Consider the following 20300-nt stretch of genomic DNA (forward strand, 5'->3'; position numbering starts at 1 on the left):
ATAAAACCTTGTATAGATAACACGTTTTTAAAAGGTCTATGCTAAGATTCATTCAATTATTTGAAGCTGATTCTAACAGAACGTTTCACGAATCGACCTTTAACCGCTAAGAGTAAACAAATATGGCTTTTGATTTTTCCAATATGCTCACTGAATTATCAGCGATGCACGTAGATTTGTCGGCGATGCCAAAGAGTATCGACATGGGGCACGCTATCTTAGGCGCATTAGCAGTGATCTTTTTGTTAATGTATCTAATGAAAAAAGGTAAACCTGTTGAGATCGAAAAAATTGTTGAAAAAGAGATTGAAGTAGAAAAAATCGTTGAGATTGAAAAACCCGTCGAGATAATCGTTGAGAAGATCGTCGAGAAACCTGTTGAAAAAATTGTTGAAGTAGAAAAAATTGTTGAGAAAATCGTTGAAGTAGAAGTTGAACCAAAACTTAAAACATCAACACCCGATTCAGCTCTCCAGCTACTGTCACTTTTACAACAAGACGCGCGCTTTATTGATTTTATGCAAGAAGATCTTAAAGGCTTTGCCGATGCTGATATTGGTGCCGCTGCTCGTGTTATTCATGAAGGTGGTCAGAAAGTACTTAACGAATACTTTAGCTTCGCACCTGTTCGTGCTGAAGAAGAAGAATCACGTATTACCCTACCCCAAGGTTTTAACGCATCTGAAGTACGCCTAACGGGTAACGTAGTTGGTGAAGCACCATTTAATGGCACTTTAATCCATCGCGGTTGGAAAGTGACAAATGTTAAATTGCCTAAATTGGCAGAAGGCCATGATGTACATATCATCGCAGCCGCTGAGGTAGAACTATAATGCAAGAAGCACAACAACATCGCTACAGCGTGGGTATTGACTTAGGCACAACACATTGTGTGTTGTCTTATGTCGATCTTGAAAATGAAAACGCTGATGTCACAGTAATGGCTATTCCACAATTAACCACGCCTGGTAATGTGGAAGAGAAAAACCAATTACCGTCATTTATGTACCAAGCCCATGAATCAGAATTAGCTGAAGGTGATACTGCACTTCCTTGGAATGCAAAACCCAATGCTATTGTTGGTGCGATGGCACGAAATTTAGGTAGTAAGACCCCTATCCGTCTTATTTCCAGTGCAAAAAGTTGGCTTTGTCACGGTGGTGTCAACCGTCGCGAAGCATTTTTGCCACTCAATAGCCCAGAAGAAGTCGTTAAAGTATCGCCATTAGAGGCAACACAAAAATACCTTGAGCACATGGCTGATGCGTGGAATTTCCAACATCCTGAAACGCCTATTTGTGATCAAGACGTTACAATCACGGTACCTGCATCATTTGATCCTGCTGCACGTGAATTAACCGCAGAAGCAGCACGCAATGTTGGCTTTAAGCACCTAACCTTGCTTGAAGAACCACAAGCGGCAGTTTATAGCTGGATCAAAAATAACGACGAAAACTGGCGTGATCAAGTAGCTGTTGGCGATATCATCCTCGTGATCGATATCGGTGGTGGTACAACAGATTTATCGTTAGTTGCTGTTACTGAAGAAGACGGTAATTTAACCCTTAACCGTGTTGCTGTTGGCGATCACATCCTTTTGGGTGGTGATAACATGGATCTTGCTCTCGCTTATCGCTTAAAGATGAAGCTTGCGCAAGAAGGTAAACAATTACAACCATGGCAAGTACTCGCCATTACTCATGCATGTCGTGACGCTAAAGAAGCATTACTGAACGATGCAGAATTACAATCAATGCCGATTGTTGTTCCTAGCCGTGGTTCTAAGCTATTGGGCGGTACGTTACAAACTGAACTGACCCAAGAAGAAGTACAACAAACGCTAGTTGAAGGTTTCTTCCCTCAAACAGCGATTGAAGAACTGCCAGTACAAACTGCACGTGGTGCACTGACTCAAATGGGTCTGCCTTATGCACAAGATGCTGCGGTATCACGCCATGTCGCAGGCTTTTTAAGCCGCCAAAGCCAAGCTGTTGAAGAGCTATTTGCACAATATGAACAACAGCATGAAGGCTTTATTCGCCCGACGGCTATTTTGTTTAACGGTGGTGTGCTTAAATCTTCATTACTATCAGATCGCCTGTTATCAACCATCAACAGCTGGTTAACAACGGCAGGTTCAACTGAAGCGAAACTACTTTCAGGTCTTGATCTTGATCTGGCGGTAGCAAGTGGCGCGTCATATTACGGTTCGGTACGTCGTGGTAAAGGTGTCCGTATTCGTGGTGGTATCGCAAGTAGCTACTATGTCGGTATTGAAAGTGCAATGCCCGCTATTCCTGGCATGGAGCCGCCACTAGAAGCATTATGTGTAGCTCCTTTTGGTATGGAAGAAGGCAGTCAAGCTGATGTACCAAGCCAAGAGTTTGGTTTGATTATCGGCCAGCCAGTACAATTTAAGTTCTTTGGTTCAACTGTACGTCGTGACGATGTTGCAGGTACACACCTTGATTGGTGGCAGCCAGAAGAAATGGAAGAATTACCGACAATTCAAATGACATTACCTGTCTCTGAAGGTCGTAGCGCTGGCGAGGTTATTCCTGTTAAGCTAGCGTCACACGTGACCGAATTAGGTATGTTATGCCTTGAAGCTATTGCGACTGATAATGGTCAGAAATGGCAAGTCGAATTTGACGTCCGCGAAGCTTAATTGTTCGCACAACGGCGCACTTTATAGTGCGCCGTTTATTTATCTAATCACTAGCCAATGAAGCATGTCAGGGGTACATTCTTATCTGTTTCTTACCCGCAACACACTGACACATCAAACGTTTCTCATCTGGCTATGTTCTCATCTCAATTATTTTATGGAGCCAGCATGTCTTCATCTTCTCCACGTTATCTCGTTGGTATTGACCTTGGTACAACACACACCGTTGTCGCTTATTGTGAAATCACAGATACGTTAGAAACAAGTCCGATGCATATTTTTGAAATTGATCAATTAATTGCACCGGGTGAAGTTGCGCGTAAACCACTATTACCCTCATTCCGCTATCATCCCGCGGAAGGCGAAATGGACGCCACTCAATTAGTATTACCTTGGAATGCTGAGCCTGTAAACGGTGAAATTCCAAGTGTGATTATTGGTGAATTTGCACGTGAGTTAGGTGCAAAAGTTGAAGGTCGCCAAGTTGTCAGTGCGAAAAGTTGGTTATCACATCAACATGTTGATCGTAATGAAGCAATATTACCTTGGTCATCAACGGCCTCAACGTCTGATGTAAAGAAAGTCTCGCCAGTTATTGCTAGTGCAAGTTACCTTAATCATGTCCGCCAAGCGTGGGACTATCATCATAAAAATGACAAACTTGCCCAACAAGAAGTGGTCATTACCGTTCCGGCCTCTTTTGATGAGTCAGCACGCGCACTGACACTAGAAGCTGCAGAATTGGCAGGATTAAAGAAAGTATTACTACTAGAAGAGCCACAAGCGGTGTGTTACGACTGGTATGCCCAAAACCGTCAACAAGCTGATGAATTATTAAAAGATATTCCATTATTGATGGTGTGCGATGTCGGCGGTGGTACTACCGATTTAAGTTTAATCAAAGTCGGCACTGATGAAGGTAAATTGACCCTTGATCGTATTGGGGTTGGCGATCACTTAATGTTAGGCGGCGATAATCTCGATTTAGCATTAGCACACGTTGCCGAACAACGATTACATGGCGAATCTAAAAAACTCAGCCCTGCCGCGTTATCAAAGCTAATTCAGCAAACGCGAAAAGTGAAAGAAAAGTTATTATCAGGCAATGCACCAGACAACGCCAAAGTAACCATGCTAGGCAGTGGCTCACGTTTGATTGGTGGTGCGAAAAGTATTGAGCTGAACCGTGAAGAAGTGCATAGCATCGCCCTTGATGGCTTTTTCCCTATCACCGCATTTACAGATCAACCGAACCAACGTCAAGCAGCGATGGTTGAGTTTGGACTTCCCTATGCAGCGGATCCAGCTATCAGTAAGCATGTAGCACAATTTATTGATTTGCATGACAATGTCTGTCGTGAAGCGTTTAATGATTTTAACCTGCATCACCCCGACTCAATCATTATTAGTGATGATCAACCTGCAATTCCAGTTGCCGTACTGCTCAATGGTGGTGTGTTTAACAGCCCCCTACTGTCAGCACGTACGCTAGATATTATTTCTCGCTGGCGTGGTGCTCCAGTTACTGAACTTAAAAACCTCCACCCTGATTTAGCGGTTGCCTTTGGCGCTGTTGCTTATGCCAAAGCACGTCATGGCGCACAACTCAAAATTGGTGGTGGTTCTGCTCGTTCATTCTTCCTCACTATTGGTGAAAATAAAGGCACTAAGCAAGGAATTTGTTTATTACCTAAAGGGATTGAAGAAGGTGTCGAAGTTACGCTAACTCACCGTAAATTTGCATTAACATTAGGTGAGCCAGTACGATTTAACTTAGTTTCTTCTACCAATGATAAACATCACGATATTGGTGAACTGATTGAAATCGTCGGTGATGGTTATGTTAGCCTGCCGCCATTCATTGCAACCTTAGACAGTGATCGTGATCGTGACCAACTGGCTGCGAACCAAAAAGATCGTGAAGAAGTAACCCTAGCTTGCCAGCTAACTGAAGTAGGCACCCTGCAAATTGAAGCAGTTAGCCTTAATGATAATGGCAAACGTTGGAAAGTTGAATTTGCTATTCGTAAAGACTTAGCCCGATTAAATCGTACTAACAATGACAGTGATAGCACGCTTGCAGAAAGTGAACTTCCAGCACGCATGCCAGATGCCATTGATGCGATTAAAAAAGTATTTGGTGGCACTAAAGCCGCAGATAATAAAGCAGTAAAAACATTACGTAATGATCTTGATAAAATCTTGGGCAAACGTGACGCATGGGAAACGCCATGTTTACGTGAACTAGCAAATGCGTTACTTGATAGTAAGAAACGTCGTCGCCGATCTGATCTTCATGAACGTAATTGGTTAAAACTTACTGGCTTTACTATGCGTCCAGGCTTTGGTTATCCGGCAGATGAGTACCGTATGGAGCAAATCTGGCAGCTATATCAACACGGGATTCAATTTGATACCAATACTCAAACTTGGTGTGATTGGTGGACTTTTTGGCGTCGTGTCGCTGGTGGCTTATCGCAAGAACAGCAACTTGTTATCTATAAAGACATCGCTAAATACATTACGCCAGGGGCAAGCCGTAACGCTAAGTTGAATAAAGAGCTCCAAGAGCGTAGCTACGAAGACATGGTACGCTTAGCGGCTTCTTTAGAGCACTTACCGTTTGATAAGAAGCTACAGCTGATTGAGTGGTTATTTGGTCGTTTACAGAAAACCCAATATGCACAAGCACATTGGTGGGCTATTGGCCGTATTGCAACACGTTCGCCGTTCTATGGCAGTGCTCATAACCTATTGTCAGCTGAGCATGTCTCTTACTGCTTACCAGAGCTAATGAATTATGATTGGCGTAAAGAGTCATACATTGGTTTTGCTGCAGTAATGATGACGCGCATGACAGGCGATCGCACATTAGACATTAACGATGAGCTACGCCAACAAGTCATTACTAAATTAAAACAAAGCAAAGCCCCTGATAGTTGGATCGAAATGGTATCTGAAGTCAAAATATTGACAGAAGCAGAAACCAAACGCGTATTTGGTGATGCGTTGCCTAATGGATTACGCCTTATTGGTTAATTAACTTAAAACAATGCAATAAAGGGAGGTTCACCCTCCCTTTATTTAACTGCATATATTCAATCTAATATTCCTTATTTAAAAACAAGCTGAAATTAGACGCTTATTGATTAAAAACAGAGGCTTTTGATTTTATTTTTCCATTTTAAATACAAAATTAAACCATAAAAATAATTCTATTAATCTTCTGTTAAGGTTCACATTGCTATTGTCTTGCTAACAGCATTTGTTTACTTGTTATATATCTAACAAGTCGACCGTTTTTCAAGCATTGAGTGGACGAATTGGAAAGACCATTATCCCACTCTTAAAAATTCAAATAGGCAAGACTATGACAAATACACAATATGATTTAATCGCACAACGTATCTTTAAATCAGAAAACCAACGCGTTGCTGTTGCTGCAGTCGTGTTTGATGGGCTTTCAAGCTACGAAGCAGAGAAGCGTTATGAGCTACCAAAAGGCACACTATCTCGCAACGTTCGTAAATATAAAAATGAAGTACAATACATTGAGTCTGTTTCTGCAGCTTAATTGTTAAATATATTATTTATAACTGTTCCAATATACTTAGGTATATATGAAATAAAATAATCATCCTCAGTTATAAGTTAAATAAAAGAGAATGTAGCTCTACATTCTCTTTTAAATAACATTAACAATAACAACAAGATTTCAAATTTAATCACCGCTTCGTAAATAAATACTCGTCTTAAATAGACCTACCGCAATAATTAATAACCCCAATAATGTTATTGATCCTACACTCGCTAATGTATGCCAAGGCTGATCGCTGGTTAAAATATTGAACGCCAAATTACTGACACTGTTTAACCAAGCCCCTATCGCCATTGAATCAAACAACATATAACTAATGAACTTAATGAGTGTTATTGCAACAAACAACACTAGCAATGGGTGCTCTGTTAACTGAGAAGTACAAAAAATTATGCAGGCAATCGGCAATAACGCTAAACTCATTGCCGCCATCATTGAGATAAACTGGCTCCAGTGCAATACAATAGCAACAAAGGAAAGTGAATTCTCAGCCAACATATCTGCAGGCATCATCCACATTGCAACAAGCCATACAGTTACATCAACAAAGAGTAAGAATAATGATGAAAGTAATGGAATAACGACAAGTGCCACCAATAACTTAATCGCTATTGCTTTACTATCACTCACGGGCATTGAATGCCAAAAAGCCAACGTGCCTTCTTTACGTTCTTTTGCAAGCGCTCGCGCTGAATAAGTAAAAAAACTCAGCAAAGAAACAATACCAGCAATAAAAAAAGATACCGATCCAACAACACCTGCAAATGATGAGGCGACAATTGGTGGTTGCCAACCATCAATATCATTCATCTGAATATTAAAAGAGAAATCATTAATATTACTTAAAACCATAACCACTAATAGCGTTGCAAATAATGCTAAAAACAGAGGTAATCGTATAATTATTTTATGCTCTAATAATTCATTTTTTACTAAGGTATAACTCTGTTTCATTGTACGGTCTCCTGCTGTTTCGCTAAAAATATATCAGCAAGACTGGGTTGGCTAATATCACCTAACAATGCCAATTGAGAAATATCAGCACCTTCAAATAACAATCGATATTGGCCTAATTGACAATTAACCGTCAGTGGGTTGAGTTGTTTGGCTGCAGCAATATGTTCATCATTCACCGATAAGATAGTAAATTCGCTCGCTAATGAAGAGAGTGGTGCTTGTAATACAGTTTGACCATTTTTAAGTACTAAAACATCTGTCAGCAAATGTGCAATCTCATTCACTTCATGACTCGCTATGATTAATGCTCGCTCACCTTCTGCAAACCATGCCATCAAGGTACGATAAAATGTCGAACGGTACATAAGATCAAGCCCAAGTGTCGGTTCATCTAAAATAAGCACATTGACGTTCGTTGCCATCACCAACGCTAAATGTAACTGCACTTTCATACCTTTTGATAAGGCTTTTATTTTACTATTAAGCTTAATCTTAGTTTGCGCTAAATACTGATCCATCTTTTGTTGTTCAAAGCGCGGATGAACACCCATGGTATATGCCATTAATTGCTTTACTGTCATCCATTCTGGTAAAGACTCAGCATCAGAAATATAAGCAAGATGTTTAACTATTTTGTCGCGATTTTTTTCCGGTGATAAATTAAAAATACTCAATGTGCCAGTACAACTATGCATACCCAGCAAAGTTTTAATTAAGGTTGATTTACCTGCACCATTATGGCCAAGTAAACCAAGGACTTGTCCACTAGATAAACTAAAGCTAATGTTTTCTAATGCTTTTTTATCATGATAAGACTTAGTAATGTGTTGAGCTTTAATAAAAGGTTCATCGCAGTTTATATTACTCACATAGAATCCTTAGTGGCCAGTAAATCGAAATAATGTTTATTAATAACACAAACAATTTGCTTTATAAATTGATGGCTTACAAAATAGCACCTTTAAAATAAAACAACGTTTAATTATAAGATGCCAATATCAACTGCAAATAATAAAATACACTATGCACAATAATATGAGTTAATAATGGGAAGTAAGGCGAGAGTATACAGAACTAATATAATTAGCTCTGTATACTAAATAAGTGGTTAATATAAAAATGCAACTTACTATATAAAAATAAGAAGGCTGTAATCGAAATTACCAATAAATATAGTATTAAAACATCGGCAGTATGAACATAATTATATTGCAACAATTAACCGTTAAAACTAAAGTTTAACTATTGATTTATATCGTTATTCAGCTTCGTTAGATAACTCTTCAACAACAAGATCATGTGGTGACACGTCATCTTTTTCCATCATAGCTAAGATCTCAATCATACGAGAATGACGTGACTCTTGTTTAAACTCATGTAATACGGCAATTAGATTATTTATTTTTTGAAGGGGAATGCGCTTGATTACTGCTTTTTGGCGACCTGGTACTTCATCAGCAAAATCAATTAAAATTTGGCGATAGTCAACACGTGCTTCCTTTACCTCACCTGTTGCTTCTACGCTTTTTAACATCGCACTGAGCGCTTTTTCTGCAGCCGCGAAACTGTCCATTAATAACCTCGGATAATAATACAAATTTGCTTTGAACATGAAATTGCAAAGCATGCATTGATAAAATGAACAACCTTAATATGAAAATTTAACATTGCTCTATATTTAGCTAAATGAAATTAATAACCTCAGATGAATAAATGAGATTGGTGTTTCCCACCAACACACTTTAAAGTGATATTTTCACATTAAAGACTCTTTTATTATAATTGATCTTTTCATTTTCGTGTAACAGGGGACGCTACTTCTGTGAATATTACTCTGAGTTCGCTTTATTGTGAACACTAATTTAAAAAAATCGTCAATTTATTCACTCGAAATTGAATATACGTCCTTTTTTGACTCGATTTTTAGCACAACATCACAACTTATTATCACGTTCGTTATCTTGTTCCCCTTAATAAAAGCGTAATAATCAACTATAGTTAGCCCAAATTTATCATTTTATAATAGGCAAATTGTGCGTTCATACCCTCTTTTAGTTACCGTTGTTGTCGGTAATATCATTTCTTTATCTAGCTTTGCTGCAAACGCATCAATTCAATCATCAGGCAGCTTTACCTCAAATGGCAGTTGTGAGGCATACCAATCTTTTCGTAAACAAACCAACCCTGATAACACTCAGCTGGTTAACAACAAGCAATATGCAATAAAAGCCATTAATAAAAAAGAATTTGATTGGGTACAAATACTTATCCCAAATGCATCCCCTGCTATGCGCTGGGTTAATAAATCATGCGGAACCGCGCAGTTAACGGATAATATTACAACACAACCTTCGGCATCTACATCATTCAATACCTCATCAAAAAGCTGTAATACTCGCAATGAATTTGATTCATATGTATTAGCATTAACCTGGCAACCTGGTTTTTGTGAACATTTCCACTATAAAGGTAACAAACCTGAATGCACTGCTATTAATGACGGTAAGTTAAAGGTAACTAATTTAACATTACATGGATTGTGGCCAAACAAAGCCAGCTGTGGCACAAAATATGGTTATTGTGACCGTTATGCTCGTCTCGATCTTTCTGCATCGACAATCAAAGAAATAGCACCATGGATGCCAAATTTTTACTACCAAACAAAATTTGGCGAATATGAATGGAAAAAACATGGCGTTTGTCAAAACCTCGATGCAAATGACTACTTTTTAACAGCAACCAAGCTGGTTGAAAAAGTCGATACTTCAGCTATTGGTCAATTTATCAAAGCAAATATTGGTAATAATGTCTCAACGGCCAGTTTTAAGAAGAATTTGATCTCTCACTTCGGTGCAAATGCGGTAGATCGCATAAGCCTTTCCTGTAGCCAAGGTAAGTACTTAAATGAAGTTAGATTAAATATCGGTAAATCATTTAATGTTAACAATAGTGTTCAAGCGTTACTAGAATCAGGTCCTAAAGGTCGTCCTTTCTACGGCAATTGTCATAAGAAAATACATATTGAAGCTGCTGGAAAGTAAGCATTCTCATATTTAATTTATCACTATGATAAGAGAGCAATTTATTCACTTGCTCTCTCTTTTCTTTAATGTCTTATTTTCTATACCAAACGCCTTAATTACTGAAGATTATATCTCTAATCTAATTCTAATATAGGAAACACCACCGTAATAGAAAATACGAATAGTCTTTTTTTTAATGGTAAAATCTCAACATACGATAATGCACATCGTTCAATAGCTTTTATACGGCTCAATTCACACATTTTTACAACACATTGATTATAAAGAATAAAAACACAAAAAAACACAGCCAATGTAACGTGTTACATAGTAATAATTCTTTTTTTGTGATATAAGTCTCCTAGGATTTTTCATTTTTTGTGCTACCTTGCATCGCCTTAGATGGCAATGAAATCGGTTACATGTTTAATAATTGTAATAAATAATAGCGGTAAATATTACAAATTATTATCAATAAAAAAACCTATTATAGAAACCGATAGCAAGAGCACTCACAAATAATGAATGTTCCTCTTCACTAAGTAACCCCTCAAGGTTGCATAGTTTTATTAACAGGAAAAAATATGACTTCTACGAATGGAAATATACTGAGTTCAATCAATGACACCTTAATGGCAATTATTGGCTCAGTAAACGGCGTTTTATGGGGCCAACTTCTCGTTTATTTATTAGTTGGTGTAGGCATTTACTTCAGTGTTCGTCTTGGTTTTATCCAAATACGCCAATTCCGTCATTCAATTGACGTATTAAAAAGCGGCCGTGAAATAGAAAATGGCATTAGCTCTTATCAAGTTTTTTGTACATCAATGGCAGCACGTGTCGGTACCGGTAATATGGCTGGCGTTGCGGTTGCATTAACCATTGGTGGTCCTGGTGCGATTTTTTGGATGTGGTTAATTGCTATCTTTGGTATGGCAACCGCTTTTATTGAATCAACCTTAGCACAAGTTTACAAAGTAAAAGACGTTGACGGTCAATACCGTGGTGGCCCCGCTTATTATATGGAGCAAGGTCTTGGTAAACGCTGGATGGGTACTCTTTTTTCAATTTGTCTTATTATAGCTTTCGGCTTTGTCTTCAATGCCGTTCAAGCAAATACCATCACAGACGCACTGCACCACTCTTTTGGTTGGGATGAAACAACACAAGGTATCGTTATTGTTGTCTTTACTGCCTTCTTTATTATGGGTGGTTTACGCCGTGTTGCGACCGCATCAACAAAAATTGTTCCTATCATGGCGGTTGGCTATTTAGCGATTGCATTAGTTATCGTTGCAATGAACATTACTGAACTACCAGCAGTGCTTGCTCTTATTGTGAAAAGTGCCTTTGGTTGGCATGAAGCTGTTGCAGGTGGTGTAGCATTCACAGCTTCACAAGCAATGCAAAGTGGTATTGCTCGTGGCTTATTCTCAAATGAAGCCGGTATGGGTTCTGCGGCGAACGTTGCTGCAAGTGCAACACCAAACCCTAACCACCCTGCTTCACAAGGCTTTGTACAAATGCTTGGTGTGTTTGTGGATACTATTGTTATTTGTACCGCATCAGCAGCTATGATCATGTTGTCAGGCGTAATGAACTCACCTGATGCTGCAACAGGTATTGGTTTGCTTCAACAAGCGTTGAGTAATCAATTAGGTGATTGGACAACCTATTTTATTACCTCAGCTATATTACTATTTTGTTTCTCATCGATTATTGCAAACTACACCTATGCAGAAACAAACATTATGTTCCTAAACGGCAATACCAAAAAAGGCTTATTCCTGTTCCGTCTTGCGGTATTAGGTATGGTAATGTTTGGCGCTGTTGCTTCACTTCCTGTTGTTTGGAGCCTAGCTGACGTTTCAATGGGCTTAATGGCACTGGTTAATATTGTTGCTTTAATATTCCTTTCAGGATTAGCCATTAAAGTTATCAAAGACTATGAAGAACAACTTAAAGCGGGTAAAACACCAGAATTTGATCGCTCTAAGTTTAAAGAGCTGAAAGATATTGAAGGTGCATGGCACCCAGATACTATTGCAGAAGCACGTGAAGCCAATGGCAATACGTTTAATAAATAGAATAATTAAGTAGTATTTATCTATTGAAACCAGTCAGCAATGACTGGTTTTTTTATCTTTATTTTAAGCATTAATTCTAGCCCGATAAAAATAAAAAAAGGCTAAAGAAATATATTCTTTAGCCTTAGGCATATTTACACATTATAGGTAACCATGTTGGCTTTTCCAGCTTTCACTCATTTGTGCTAGAACACACGCAGGAAGTGGACGATGGGCTTTTGCAGGCTGAGTAGCGATTTTTCGATAACCACTTGCTTGCAGTCTTAAATCAAAGGCTTTATCAATTGGCTTGCCAGCACGTGCCAAATCCCAACGGAAGACACGCAGTGCTGTATATTCATGCTGTTCAATTTCACCACCATAAGGATACATTAGCACTTTAGCATATGCTTGTTTTGCCAATTCGAAGTTCACATTAATCATGAGTTTCTCCTTAGCACCTATTTGGCTATCACTACTGCCAAGGGCTAAGTTTAACGTAAAACGTTACAGTGTCTCATGCAAGCCATTTCTCAAAGATCTTGATGTAAAATGATATATATAACTGAATTATGTGATGCTCACCTCAATATTGTATAGTTAAGCAGCATTTTCTGCGGTAAAAACAGCCAACTATTATTTAATTCACTCGATGATATCACTTTCTAAAAATTGCACTTTAAACCGGTTATAAGCTGCATTACTATGCTAGGTATAACCACTTCAAGGACAACATAATGCAACCAATACAAGTGCAACCTAACCCACAACTTGCCGTTATTTTTAAAACATGGTCTACGGAGTGGGCTAAAGATGTTGAAGCTGGAAAAAAAGACACTGCGAACCAGTTTCATACGGTATATAGCATTGCAGCTAATTTGTTTGCAAAAGGTGGTGAAATAGATATTGCCGTTATTTCTGCATTATTTAACGACTGTAAACAAAAAACAGAAATGGCTGAACAGCTGGTTAAAAAAATAAGCATCAGCTTAAAAGATGATGATGAACGCGCACAACAATTAATTACTAAAGTAAATACTGCGGCACAAGATGCGGCTTTTGCAATGAATTACCTTGGCCAGTTATTAATAAAATCAGCATAAATTTATAAACAAGCAGTGCTTTGGCTGATTGCACTGCTTATTTTTTAACTAATACCATTCTGTAACATTACCAATAACGCATTACTTGTATTGCATTATTTATTATATTCTACGCCTCATTTTAGCTTATTTTATCGCTATATTTTGACGTATCAGCATGCTTTATTATTAACAAGCCGCCATCATGAAAATAACAACGTTAACGACTATGTTTAGCCGCTGGTTTTCCAATGCAGCAGACATTCCCGACTCTATTCGTATAACCGTTCCAATGCTAGTCAGTCTAGGTGTGTTTTATAGCTTAGGTTTTACTAGTGCCGGTATATCAGGCTTGATTACAGCATGGTTACTAGGCGTTCAAGCTCGCAATCTACCCTATTTAAAACGATTACAAATACTGTCTATTTCTATCATAATCACCGTTGTGGCAACTTATTTGGCGTTTTTAGTATTTAGCTATATGTGGTTAAGTGCTATTACATTATGTTCAATCGCCATTCTTTATGGCTTAATGTCTAATCAACGCCCTCATATTCGTTTATTTGGCTATAACTTTGGTTTTATCTACATTATGGCGATTCATTTTGCCTCTGTAGGCGATAGTTTAACTATTGTGCTGATGGCGAATGTCTTTGCTGGCTTATGTGTCATGCTCTCATCTTTAATGCTATGGCCTTTTTTTAAAGGACGTATTTTGCATCAACACACAGTAACAGTGCACAATGCATTGGCTGATTGGCTTGATGAATTACGATTATCTAATGATGAAACACAGTTAGCGGCAAGACGACAATTCTTTTATCAAAGTGCCCACAATTTAGCGTATTACAGCAATTCTGTTTCATCGTCTAAGCGTGCCCTACAAATAAAAATAGAACTGCAACGTTTATTAGAAATGTCTGAGTATATTATTTGTTTAGAGCGGGTACTCAGCTTTGATATTCATACAACCACACGAATTAAACTATTTGGTTGGATAGAAAAAGCAGCCGACCAATTAAGAAAAAAACAACAAATCACTGCAACATTTGCAACTAATGAATACAAAAATACAGTTTATATTATTGATATAATAGAAAATTTTAAACGTTGTTATAATTTTGATACTTTTTCATCACCCGATAATAGTAAAAATATCTATTTATTTACTAATGACAGTGAAGCATTTATTAGTGATTTTCGTCTTGCTCTTAAATTTAATTCTAAAGAGTGGCGTCATGCTGGAAAAATTGCGGTAACATTAGCTGTAACGCAATTTTTAACTGAATTTTATCATTTGCCACAAGGTTATTGGATCTCACTAACAGCCTTTATTGTGTTGCTGACATCATCAATGGCAATCACTAATCATCGCATTTGGAATCGTTTTTCTGGTACGGCTTTAGGGGGGATTTACTGCTTCATCTGTTTATATTTTGTACCACCACAATACCTTCTGTTATTAACCAGTATTTCAGTCTTTTTCTCTTTTACGTCTTATCATAAAGAACGTTACGACATCCATGTATTTTGGTTAACATCAATGATTGTATTCGCGATCAGTTTGTTATCTCCTGATAATACTTATGTGTCATTTTACCGAATTATCGACACATTATTTGGTGTAACTATCGCATTTTCGGTGAACTACTTCATTGCACCAAGTTGGACAATGACATGGTTAGATCGCCACACAGCTAGCATGATAAAGTCTCAAATATTGTATGTTGCAGTATTAAACAAACCGCAGTGGGAACAAAAAATTAACTTATATCAAAGCCAGCAACGTTATTATGCGCTAAACGGCGAGGTTATGAATTTACTCAAAGAGCCTAACTTAAGCCCTCGAACATCAAAAGACTGGTTAAGCTTATTAGTATTAATTCAACGCTTAAATGATGCGCTATTATTGGCAACAAAATTGGGTATTCAATCTGAGAAGCCACAGTCAACAACACGTTGGATTAATCAATTACAATGGATAAGACAAACATTTCCTGATCGTTGCAAACATGGCGGAATGCCACCGTTTTATGTAGAAACGACGCCTATCCCTGAAGATATGTTATGTGCATTAATCGAAAAAGACATTCAACAACTTACCGCATGGATGCTATATCAGCGAGCTTTTGTGGTATAGCAAACGTGATATTTAGTTATTAATAAAAAAACCGCGCATCATTCAGATACGCGGTTTTATTTTTTCGATGTCTATTTACGTTATTTAATTCATTTGGCGTACAGTCACTGAATTAATTTGTAATGGATCATGCGTTGGTTCATCAAGCTTTAATGCTTTGACTGCCGCATGTCCAGCAGGTGTAACCCCCCCTTCATAAGAAGGTTCTGTCGCACCAGGGATCATATAAGCTTTAGAGCCTGGTGACCAAGCACTAAAGAAGCCACTTAAATCAGTTTGTGCTGCATAAGAGGCACATACCATTAATTGATCGCCTTTACTCAATCCTTGTGTTGATTGACAAGCATTCGGGGTTGGTAATTGCATATTGTCTTCTAAACCGCCACGCGTTAGACGGTGCATTAATTTAAATAAATTCCAGCCCTTCATGCCATCAACATCAGTGACGTAATAACGAGGTAACTTTCCAGTAATAACTTTAGCAATATCAAACTCAGTTTCAGCCCACTCTTTTAATTGAGCAAACATCACTAATCGTTCACCGTTACCACCAGCCGCCCAAGCATTAGGTTTTTCTAAGTTAACAAAAGCAGGTGCGATACGAATATCTTGTTCAACACGCGCCATTTTACCAAGGTGTTTATCCTGCATATAAAGTGCAAGAATATTGTTAGTTACCTCAGTTGAACCTTCAACACTAAATGGCGCTTCAGCTGCATTATGACCTACCTCGTGCCATAACAACCAACTATTTAGCGGTGACATTTTTATATCACTACTATTAGTCTCAAAGCTAATATTCATAACCGGATAACCAGAGTGTGCCGTACCAATTGAAATAGCGACATCATTAACCACATGATGCTTATTATTTGGCAGTGTCGCATCCGTTACTTTACGATGATACCCCGTACCTTCACCCTTCACTTCATCACGCGCATAAAATTCATTTAAATCTTCGGCAAAAACATCTAACTCTTGCGCGAATTGTTGTGGTTTACCACCATAATTACTCGCTTGAAGATTTTTTGATGCCGCAGTATAGATAAAGCTATCAGATTCAATTTCACCAATCGGAGCTGCTGACTCTTGCGAGTTTACCCAAGCATTATCTTTATACCATGGCGCGTCAACAGTGCCGTTTAAGCTAACACTAACCTTTCCTGTTTCATTACCTGATACATAGATCAAACCACCGTATGGCGCAATAAATTCTGTTGAACCACCAGCAGACAATGTGAATGATTTAGAAACACGCGGAGGACGCTGTAAACCCAACTCATGTTTTTCACGTCCGGTTAGATCGTCAGCTAAAGCCACCGTAATTGTTACTGGGTTACTATTTCCTTGTACTGAGATAGTAAATGGCTGATGTGCCACAGCCCATTGACCAGTTGATTGACGATTACCTGCGTACCATGCGACGGTATTACTTGATAAATCAACATCCACTTTGGCTGATGATGAACCTTTGGCTTCACCCGGATATTGACGAATATCAGCTTTAATATCTAAATCAAAATATGAACGACCCAGCATTAAACGCGTTAACGGTTTTTCCATATAATTAAGTGGATAGCTTGGGTTCATCCAACCTTGGTATTCCACATTTACGTCGCTATTAGCACCATAAACCATGTTGTTATCGACAAGGCTTTGACCTAACTCGGCACTACACGTCGTTTGGCTTGGCGCATTATCACCATAACAATTTAGGAATTCAGTAAAACGTTCAAAACCTAATTCATCATTATTAACACCAGACTCATAACGGTAATCAAGATCATTCCACAGCCATACCGTCATATTTTGATAAATACGATTGAGATCAACACTGTTTAGACGCTCACCTTGTTTTCCTTTAGTACGGAAATACAATTCATGCTGATATAAACGTTCGATGTTTGTCCCAAGATCAGCCGCTTTCACCATTGCTTTAGCTGTCGCTTCATTCAGATCTAATTCTTGGTAACGTGGTGTATACATGCCACCATCAGTCGCAATACCGGTTCCAGGTCGATATTCTAAGCAGTTAACCTCATAGTGGTAATCGCTAAGCTGGCATTCTTGATAACCAAACTCACTCAATAACTGCTGTTTTGCAATATCAATTTGTTCTGGCGTTTTATTAAATGTATCAATAAATGCAACAACAGTTTCGTTTTTTCCTTCATCGTTAGTAATGACTTTCTTCGCAACTTCTAATTTTGGTTTATCATCAGGTTTATTATTAGTAATGAAATCCCAAATAACGATGCCATCTTTAATTGTATATGGTGGTTTTATCTCGCCACTAACTTCATCTTTTGCTGACTCATAACGTTCAATAACCCAAAAACCATGCTCTCGTTGTGCACGCACACGATCAGGATAACCATAACTAGGGCCACTAGTAACCACTGAATGACCATTTAATGCTAAACCTGCACCATCTAATAAACGAGCAAACTCATCTTTAGGTTGAGAAGTAATACTTTCCATAATAAGTATATTGCCACCACGCTCAACATAGCTAAGTAAACCAGAGACATCTTGCTCTGTTAGTTTAGGTTTGTTGATATCAGCAACGGTCGGGATAGTATAATCACTTGTAATAGCATTAAATTCATATCCATTAATAATCACTAATGGCATTGTTTCCGGATCAATCGAACTAAAATCAGTCATTTGTTCAATATTTAACTTAAAACGTTTATCTGCTTTAAATTCTGCGGAGCGGCCAACCTGCTGCCCTGCTTGACGGAAATAAACATGTGATATATTGGTTCCAACAGTAATAGAATCAGCAGAATTACTATAACGCTCGCCTAATAAATAACGGAACGTATTAGTAAAGAAATTACCCATATCAGGGCTATCCTTTGAATCAGCACCGCGCTGAATACACACACCATTCTTATCAACACTACCGTTCCAACTGTAGCTATCAGGGCAGACCAAAATGCTGTTATAACGGTTATGTCCCACCATCATAACTTTACCGGTTCCTAACTCACCGATACTGATAAAAGGTAAGTTAAACGTTGCAGTCTCTGCACCAACATTTTCTGGTTCAACCGTTGATGGTGCTTCGGTGATATACGCTAGGCTCTTTTCATCCCATGCTTTTTTATCACCGAACTTAATCCAATAGTTATTATCATTACGCGCCATTAAAATAGGAAAAGCGCGATTAGATATATTGATCGAACTTTGACCTCGAGCACCACCAGAACTGCCATAAAACCATGTTGAATCAGTAAACACGTGGAATTTATTAACGGGTTTCCAGCCAGCTGTAATCGCGTCAGCCCCTGCCCCCCAAAGCTTATTAATATCTGCTTGAATATTTGGCTCTGTTACTGTTGCTGTACGTGGAAATGACAATGGTGAAAATAACAGGTTTGATTTACACGTTTCACCACAAATTGCACTATCAATCTGTTGTGCTAAGCCTGATTCAAATTGCTTATCAAATTCACCAGCAACAAGCACCTCTTTACCTGTACCATTATCCAATTGTACGGACTCAGACAACTCTATATTTAACGCTTCATTAATCACATTAGGGTATTGAGCAAATATGTTATGAACACGCTCGGAAATCTGAATATGATCAGTAGCGTCAGAATAACGTTGTAACAAACGTGCAATATTACGACCAGCATGCCCTTCGGCTAGATCTGTCACTGTAAATTGGGTTTTATTAGCTTTAAATTCACCGAGCTCAAAGGTATCAATACCAAAGGCAACACTTTCGCCCCAGCTAAAGCTAAATTTACCGTCAGCATCAGTTTGTCCACGTCCTGATGGACTATAATAATCAACACCGACAACAGGCTGACTATCTAAATCACGTAAAAAGCCTTCCGTTAAAATTACTTTAGTTGGCTGGTAACTTAAATTTTGCTCAGCATTAGCACTTACAAAATGACTGTTTAAATCATTACTCGTTCCTGGTGTAACAACCGGTTGTGATTCAGGTTCATGAGTTGATGGTTTACTGTCAGTTTCTGTACTTTCATCAAGTTTATCGCTAATCAACGCATTAAATTCAGCGGTTGGTAGCAATATATCATCAGTATTATAGAAGTTATTAAACCGTAATTGATCAATATCTGATAACTTAAAATCAATCACTTTACCACTAACAACCGCCATTTTATTCAATAATGCTTGTGTATTAGCAACTGCATTTTGACGTTGGATATCATCATCAAAAGCAACAAAGCGATCTGATTGAACGAGCGTCAGTAATTTGATTTTTTCTTTAGCGTTGGACTTAGTTGTTTGTAATTGAACATCACTAAAAGTCGCTAATTCGATGCTATCAAATGAACATACGATAACTTTATCATCCTCGATGATAAAATCCGTCGCGGGTAAGCCATTACAAAGCACACTCGCACCAAAATTCATATCACCATTAAGCGAGAAAATACCGAAGGTAGGAGGAATATCAGGATCGACAGGCGGTAAAATTTCTGGTTTATCCGGATCAACCGGTGGAATAATTTCAGGTGTTTCAGGATCAACAACTGGTGGTGGTGGAATAGGATCACTTGAATCACTACCGCCATTACACCCCATCAAAAGAGCTGATGATATAGCCAACGCAATCAACTTTTTATTTGCCACAATATACGTCCAATAAGTTATTTTTATTATAAATATTAGCTGTATATATATATTGAGTTATCGCTATAAGCAATAGTCATAATAAGGTAAATAAGCAAATCTAAAAAGAAATCCTTAATATTATAACTCACTTAAAATCAATGCATTAC

13 protein-coding genes are annotated in these 20300 nt (G+C 38.2%); 8 read left to right on the forward strand and 5 right to left on the reverse strand.

Annotated elements, in window-relative coordinates; all coding sequences use genetic code 11:
• The first annotated feature begins 164 nt into the window (after nt 1-164).
• From ACJZU6_RS09995 to ACJZU6_RS10010, 4 genes are all read left to right on the forward strand, one after another.
• Nucleotides 165-833: a DUF2760 domain-containing protein gene (locus tag ACJZU6_RS09995; protein WP_045036214.1), complete on the forward strand. Its 669-nt coding sequence runs from the start codon at nt 165-167 to the stop codon at nt 831-833.
• Nucleotides 833-2668: an Hsp70 family protein gene (locus ACJZU6_RS10000; protein ID WP_080157211.1), complete on the forward strand. Its 1836-nt coding sequence runs from the start codon at nt 833-835 to the stop codon at nt 2666-2668. The genes ACJZU6_RS09995 and ACJZU6_RS10000 overlap by 1 nt, the downstream gene beginning before the upstream one ends.
• Nucleotides 2669-2836: 168 nt before the next feature.
• Nucleotides 2837-5707 (forward strand): Hsp70 family protein, encoded by a 2871-nt coding sequence (locus ACJZU6_RS10005; RefSeq protein ID WP_408900196.1) that lies wholly within the window; start codon nt 2837-2839, stop codon nt 5705-5707.
• 331 nt (nt 5708-6038) lie between these two features.
• A complete protein-coding gene (locus ACJZU6_RS10010) occupies nt 6039-6242 on the forward strand; it encodes a hypothetical protein (RefSeq protein ID WP_036795050.1) in 204 nt (67 codons plus the stop codon).
• Between the two features lie 147 nt (nt 6243-6389).
• Here ACJZU6_RS10010 and ACJZU6_RS10015 read toward each other — a convergent pair whose 3' ends face one another.
• The 3 genes from ACJZU6_RS10015 to ACJZU6_RS10025 form a co-directional block, all read right to left on the reverse strand.
• On the reverse strand, nt 6390-7220 hold the full coding sequence (locus ACJZU6_RS10015; protein WP_408900197.1) for an ABC transporter: 831 nt from the start codon (nt 7218-7220) through the stop codon (nt 6390-6392).
• Nucleotides 7217-8092, reverse strand: coding sequence for an ABC transporter ATP-binding protein (locus ACJZU6_RS10020; RefSeq protein ID WP_080157208.1), 876 nt, complete (start codon nt 8090-8092; stop codon nt 7217-7219). Before ACJZU6_RS10020 ends, ACJZU6_RS10015 begins: the two co-directional genes overlap by 4 nt.
• 389 nt (nt 8093-8481) lie before the next feature.
• The gene (locus ACJZU6_RS10025; RefSeq protein WP_080157207.1) at nt 8482-8796 is read right to left on the reverse strand and encodes a hypothetical protein; all 315 of its coding nucleotides are present in this window, start codon (nt 8794-8796) and stop codon (nt 8482-8484) included.
• A gap of 460 nt (nt 8797-9256) precedes the next feature.
• On the opposite strand from ACJZU6_RS10025, the gene ACJZU6_RS10030 reads away from it, so the two are divergent.
• Together ACJZU6_RS10030 and ACJZU6_RS10035 are read left to right on the forward strand one after the other, a co-directional pair.
• On the forward strand, nt 9257-10264 hold the full coding sequence (locus tag ACJZU6_RS10030) for a ribonuclease T2 (RefSeq protein WP_408900198.1): 1008 nt from the start codon (nt 9257-9259) through the stop codon (nt 10262-10264).
• Between the two features lie 566 nt (nt 10265-10830).
• Nucleotides 10831-12333 carry a sodium:alanine symporter family protein gene (locus ACJZU6_RS10035; protein ID WP_080157205.1) on the forward strand — a complete coding sequence of 501 codons (1503 nt, stop codon included), beginning with the start codon at nt 10831-10833 and terminating at the stop codon, nt 12331-12333.
• Between the two features lie 141 nt (nt 12334-12474).
• Here the strand turns inward: ACJZU6_RS10035 and ACJZU6_RS10040 are convergent, their stop codons facing one another.
• Nucleotides 12475-12756: a hypothetical protein gene (locus ACJZU6_RS10040; RefSeq protein ID WP_080157204.1), complete on the reverse strand. Its 282-nt coding sequence runs from the start codon at nt 12754-12756 to the stop codon at nt 12475-12477.
• Nucleotides 12757-13049: 293 nt separating this feature from the next.
• On the opposite strand from ACJZU6_RS10040, the gene ACJZU6_RS10045 reads away from it, so the two are divergent.
• A complete protein-coding gene (locus ACJZU6_RS10045) occupies nt 13050-13415 on the forward strand; it encodes a hypothetical protein (RefSeq protein WP_080157203.1) in 366 nt (121 codons plus the stop codon).
• Between the two features lie 184 nt (nt 13416-13599).
• Complete coding sequence (locus ACJZU6_RS10050; RefSeq protein WP_080157202.1) at nt 13600-15534, forward strand: FUSC family protein; 1935 nt, start codon at nt 13600-13602, stop codon at nt 15532-15534.
• A gap of 84 nt (nt 15535-15618) precedes the next feature.
• Here ACJZU6_RS10050 and ACJZU6_RS10055 read toward each other — a convergent pair whose 3' ends face one another.
• Nucleotides 15619-20103 (reverse strand): SslE/AcfD family lipoprotein zinc metalloprotease, encoded by a 4485-nt coding sequence (locus ACJZU6_RS10055; RefSeq protein ID WP_408900940.1) that lies wholly within the window; start codon nt 20101-20103, stop codon nt 15619-15621.
• Nucleotides 20104-20300 lie beyond the last annotated feature (197 nt).

Source organism: Photobacterium piscicola (genome assembly GCF_046058925.1).
Taxonomy (GTDB): Bacteria; Pseudomonadota; Gammaproteobacteria; order Enterobacterales; family Vibrionaceae; genus Photobacterium; species Photobacterium piscicola.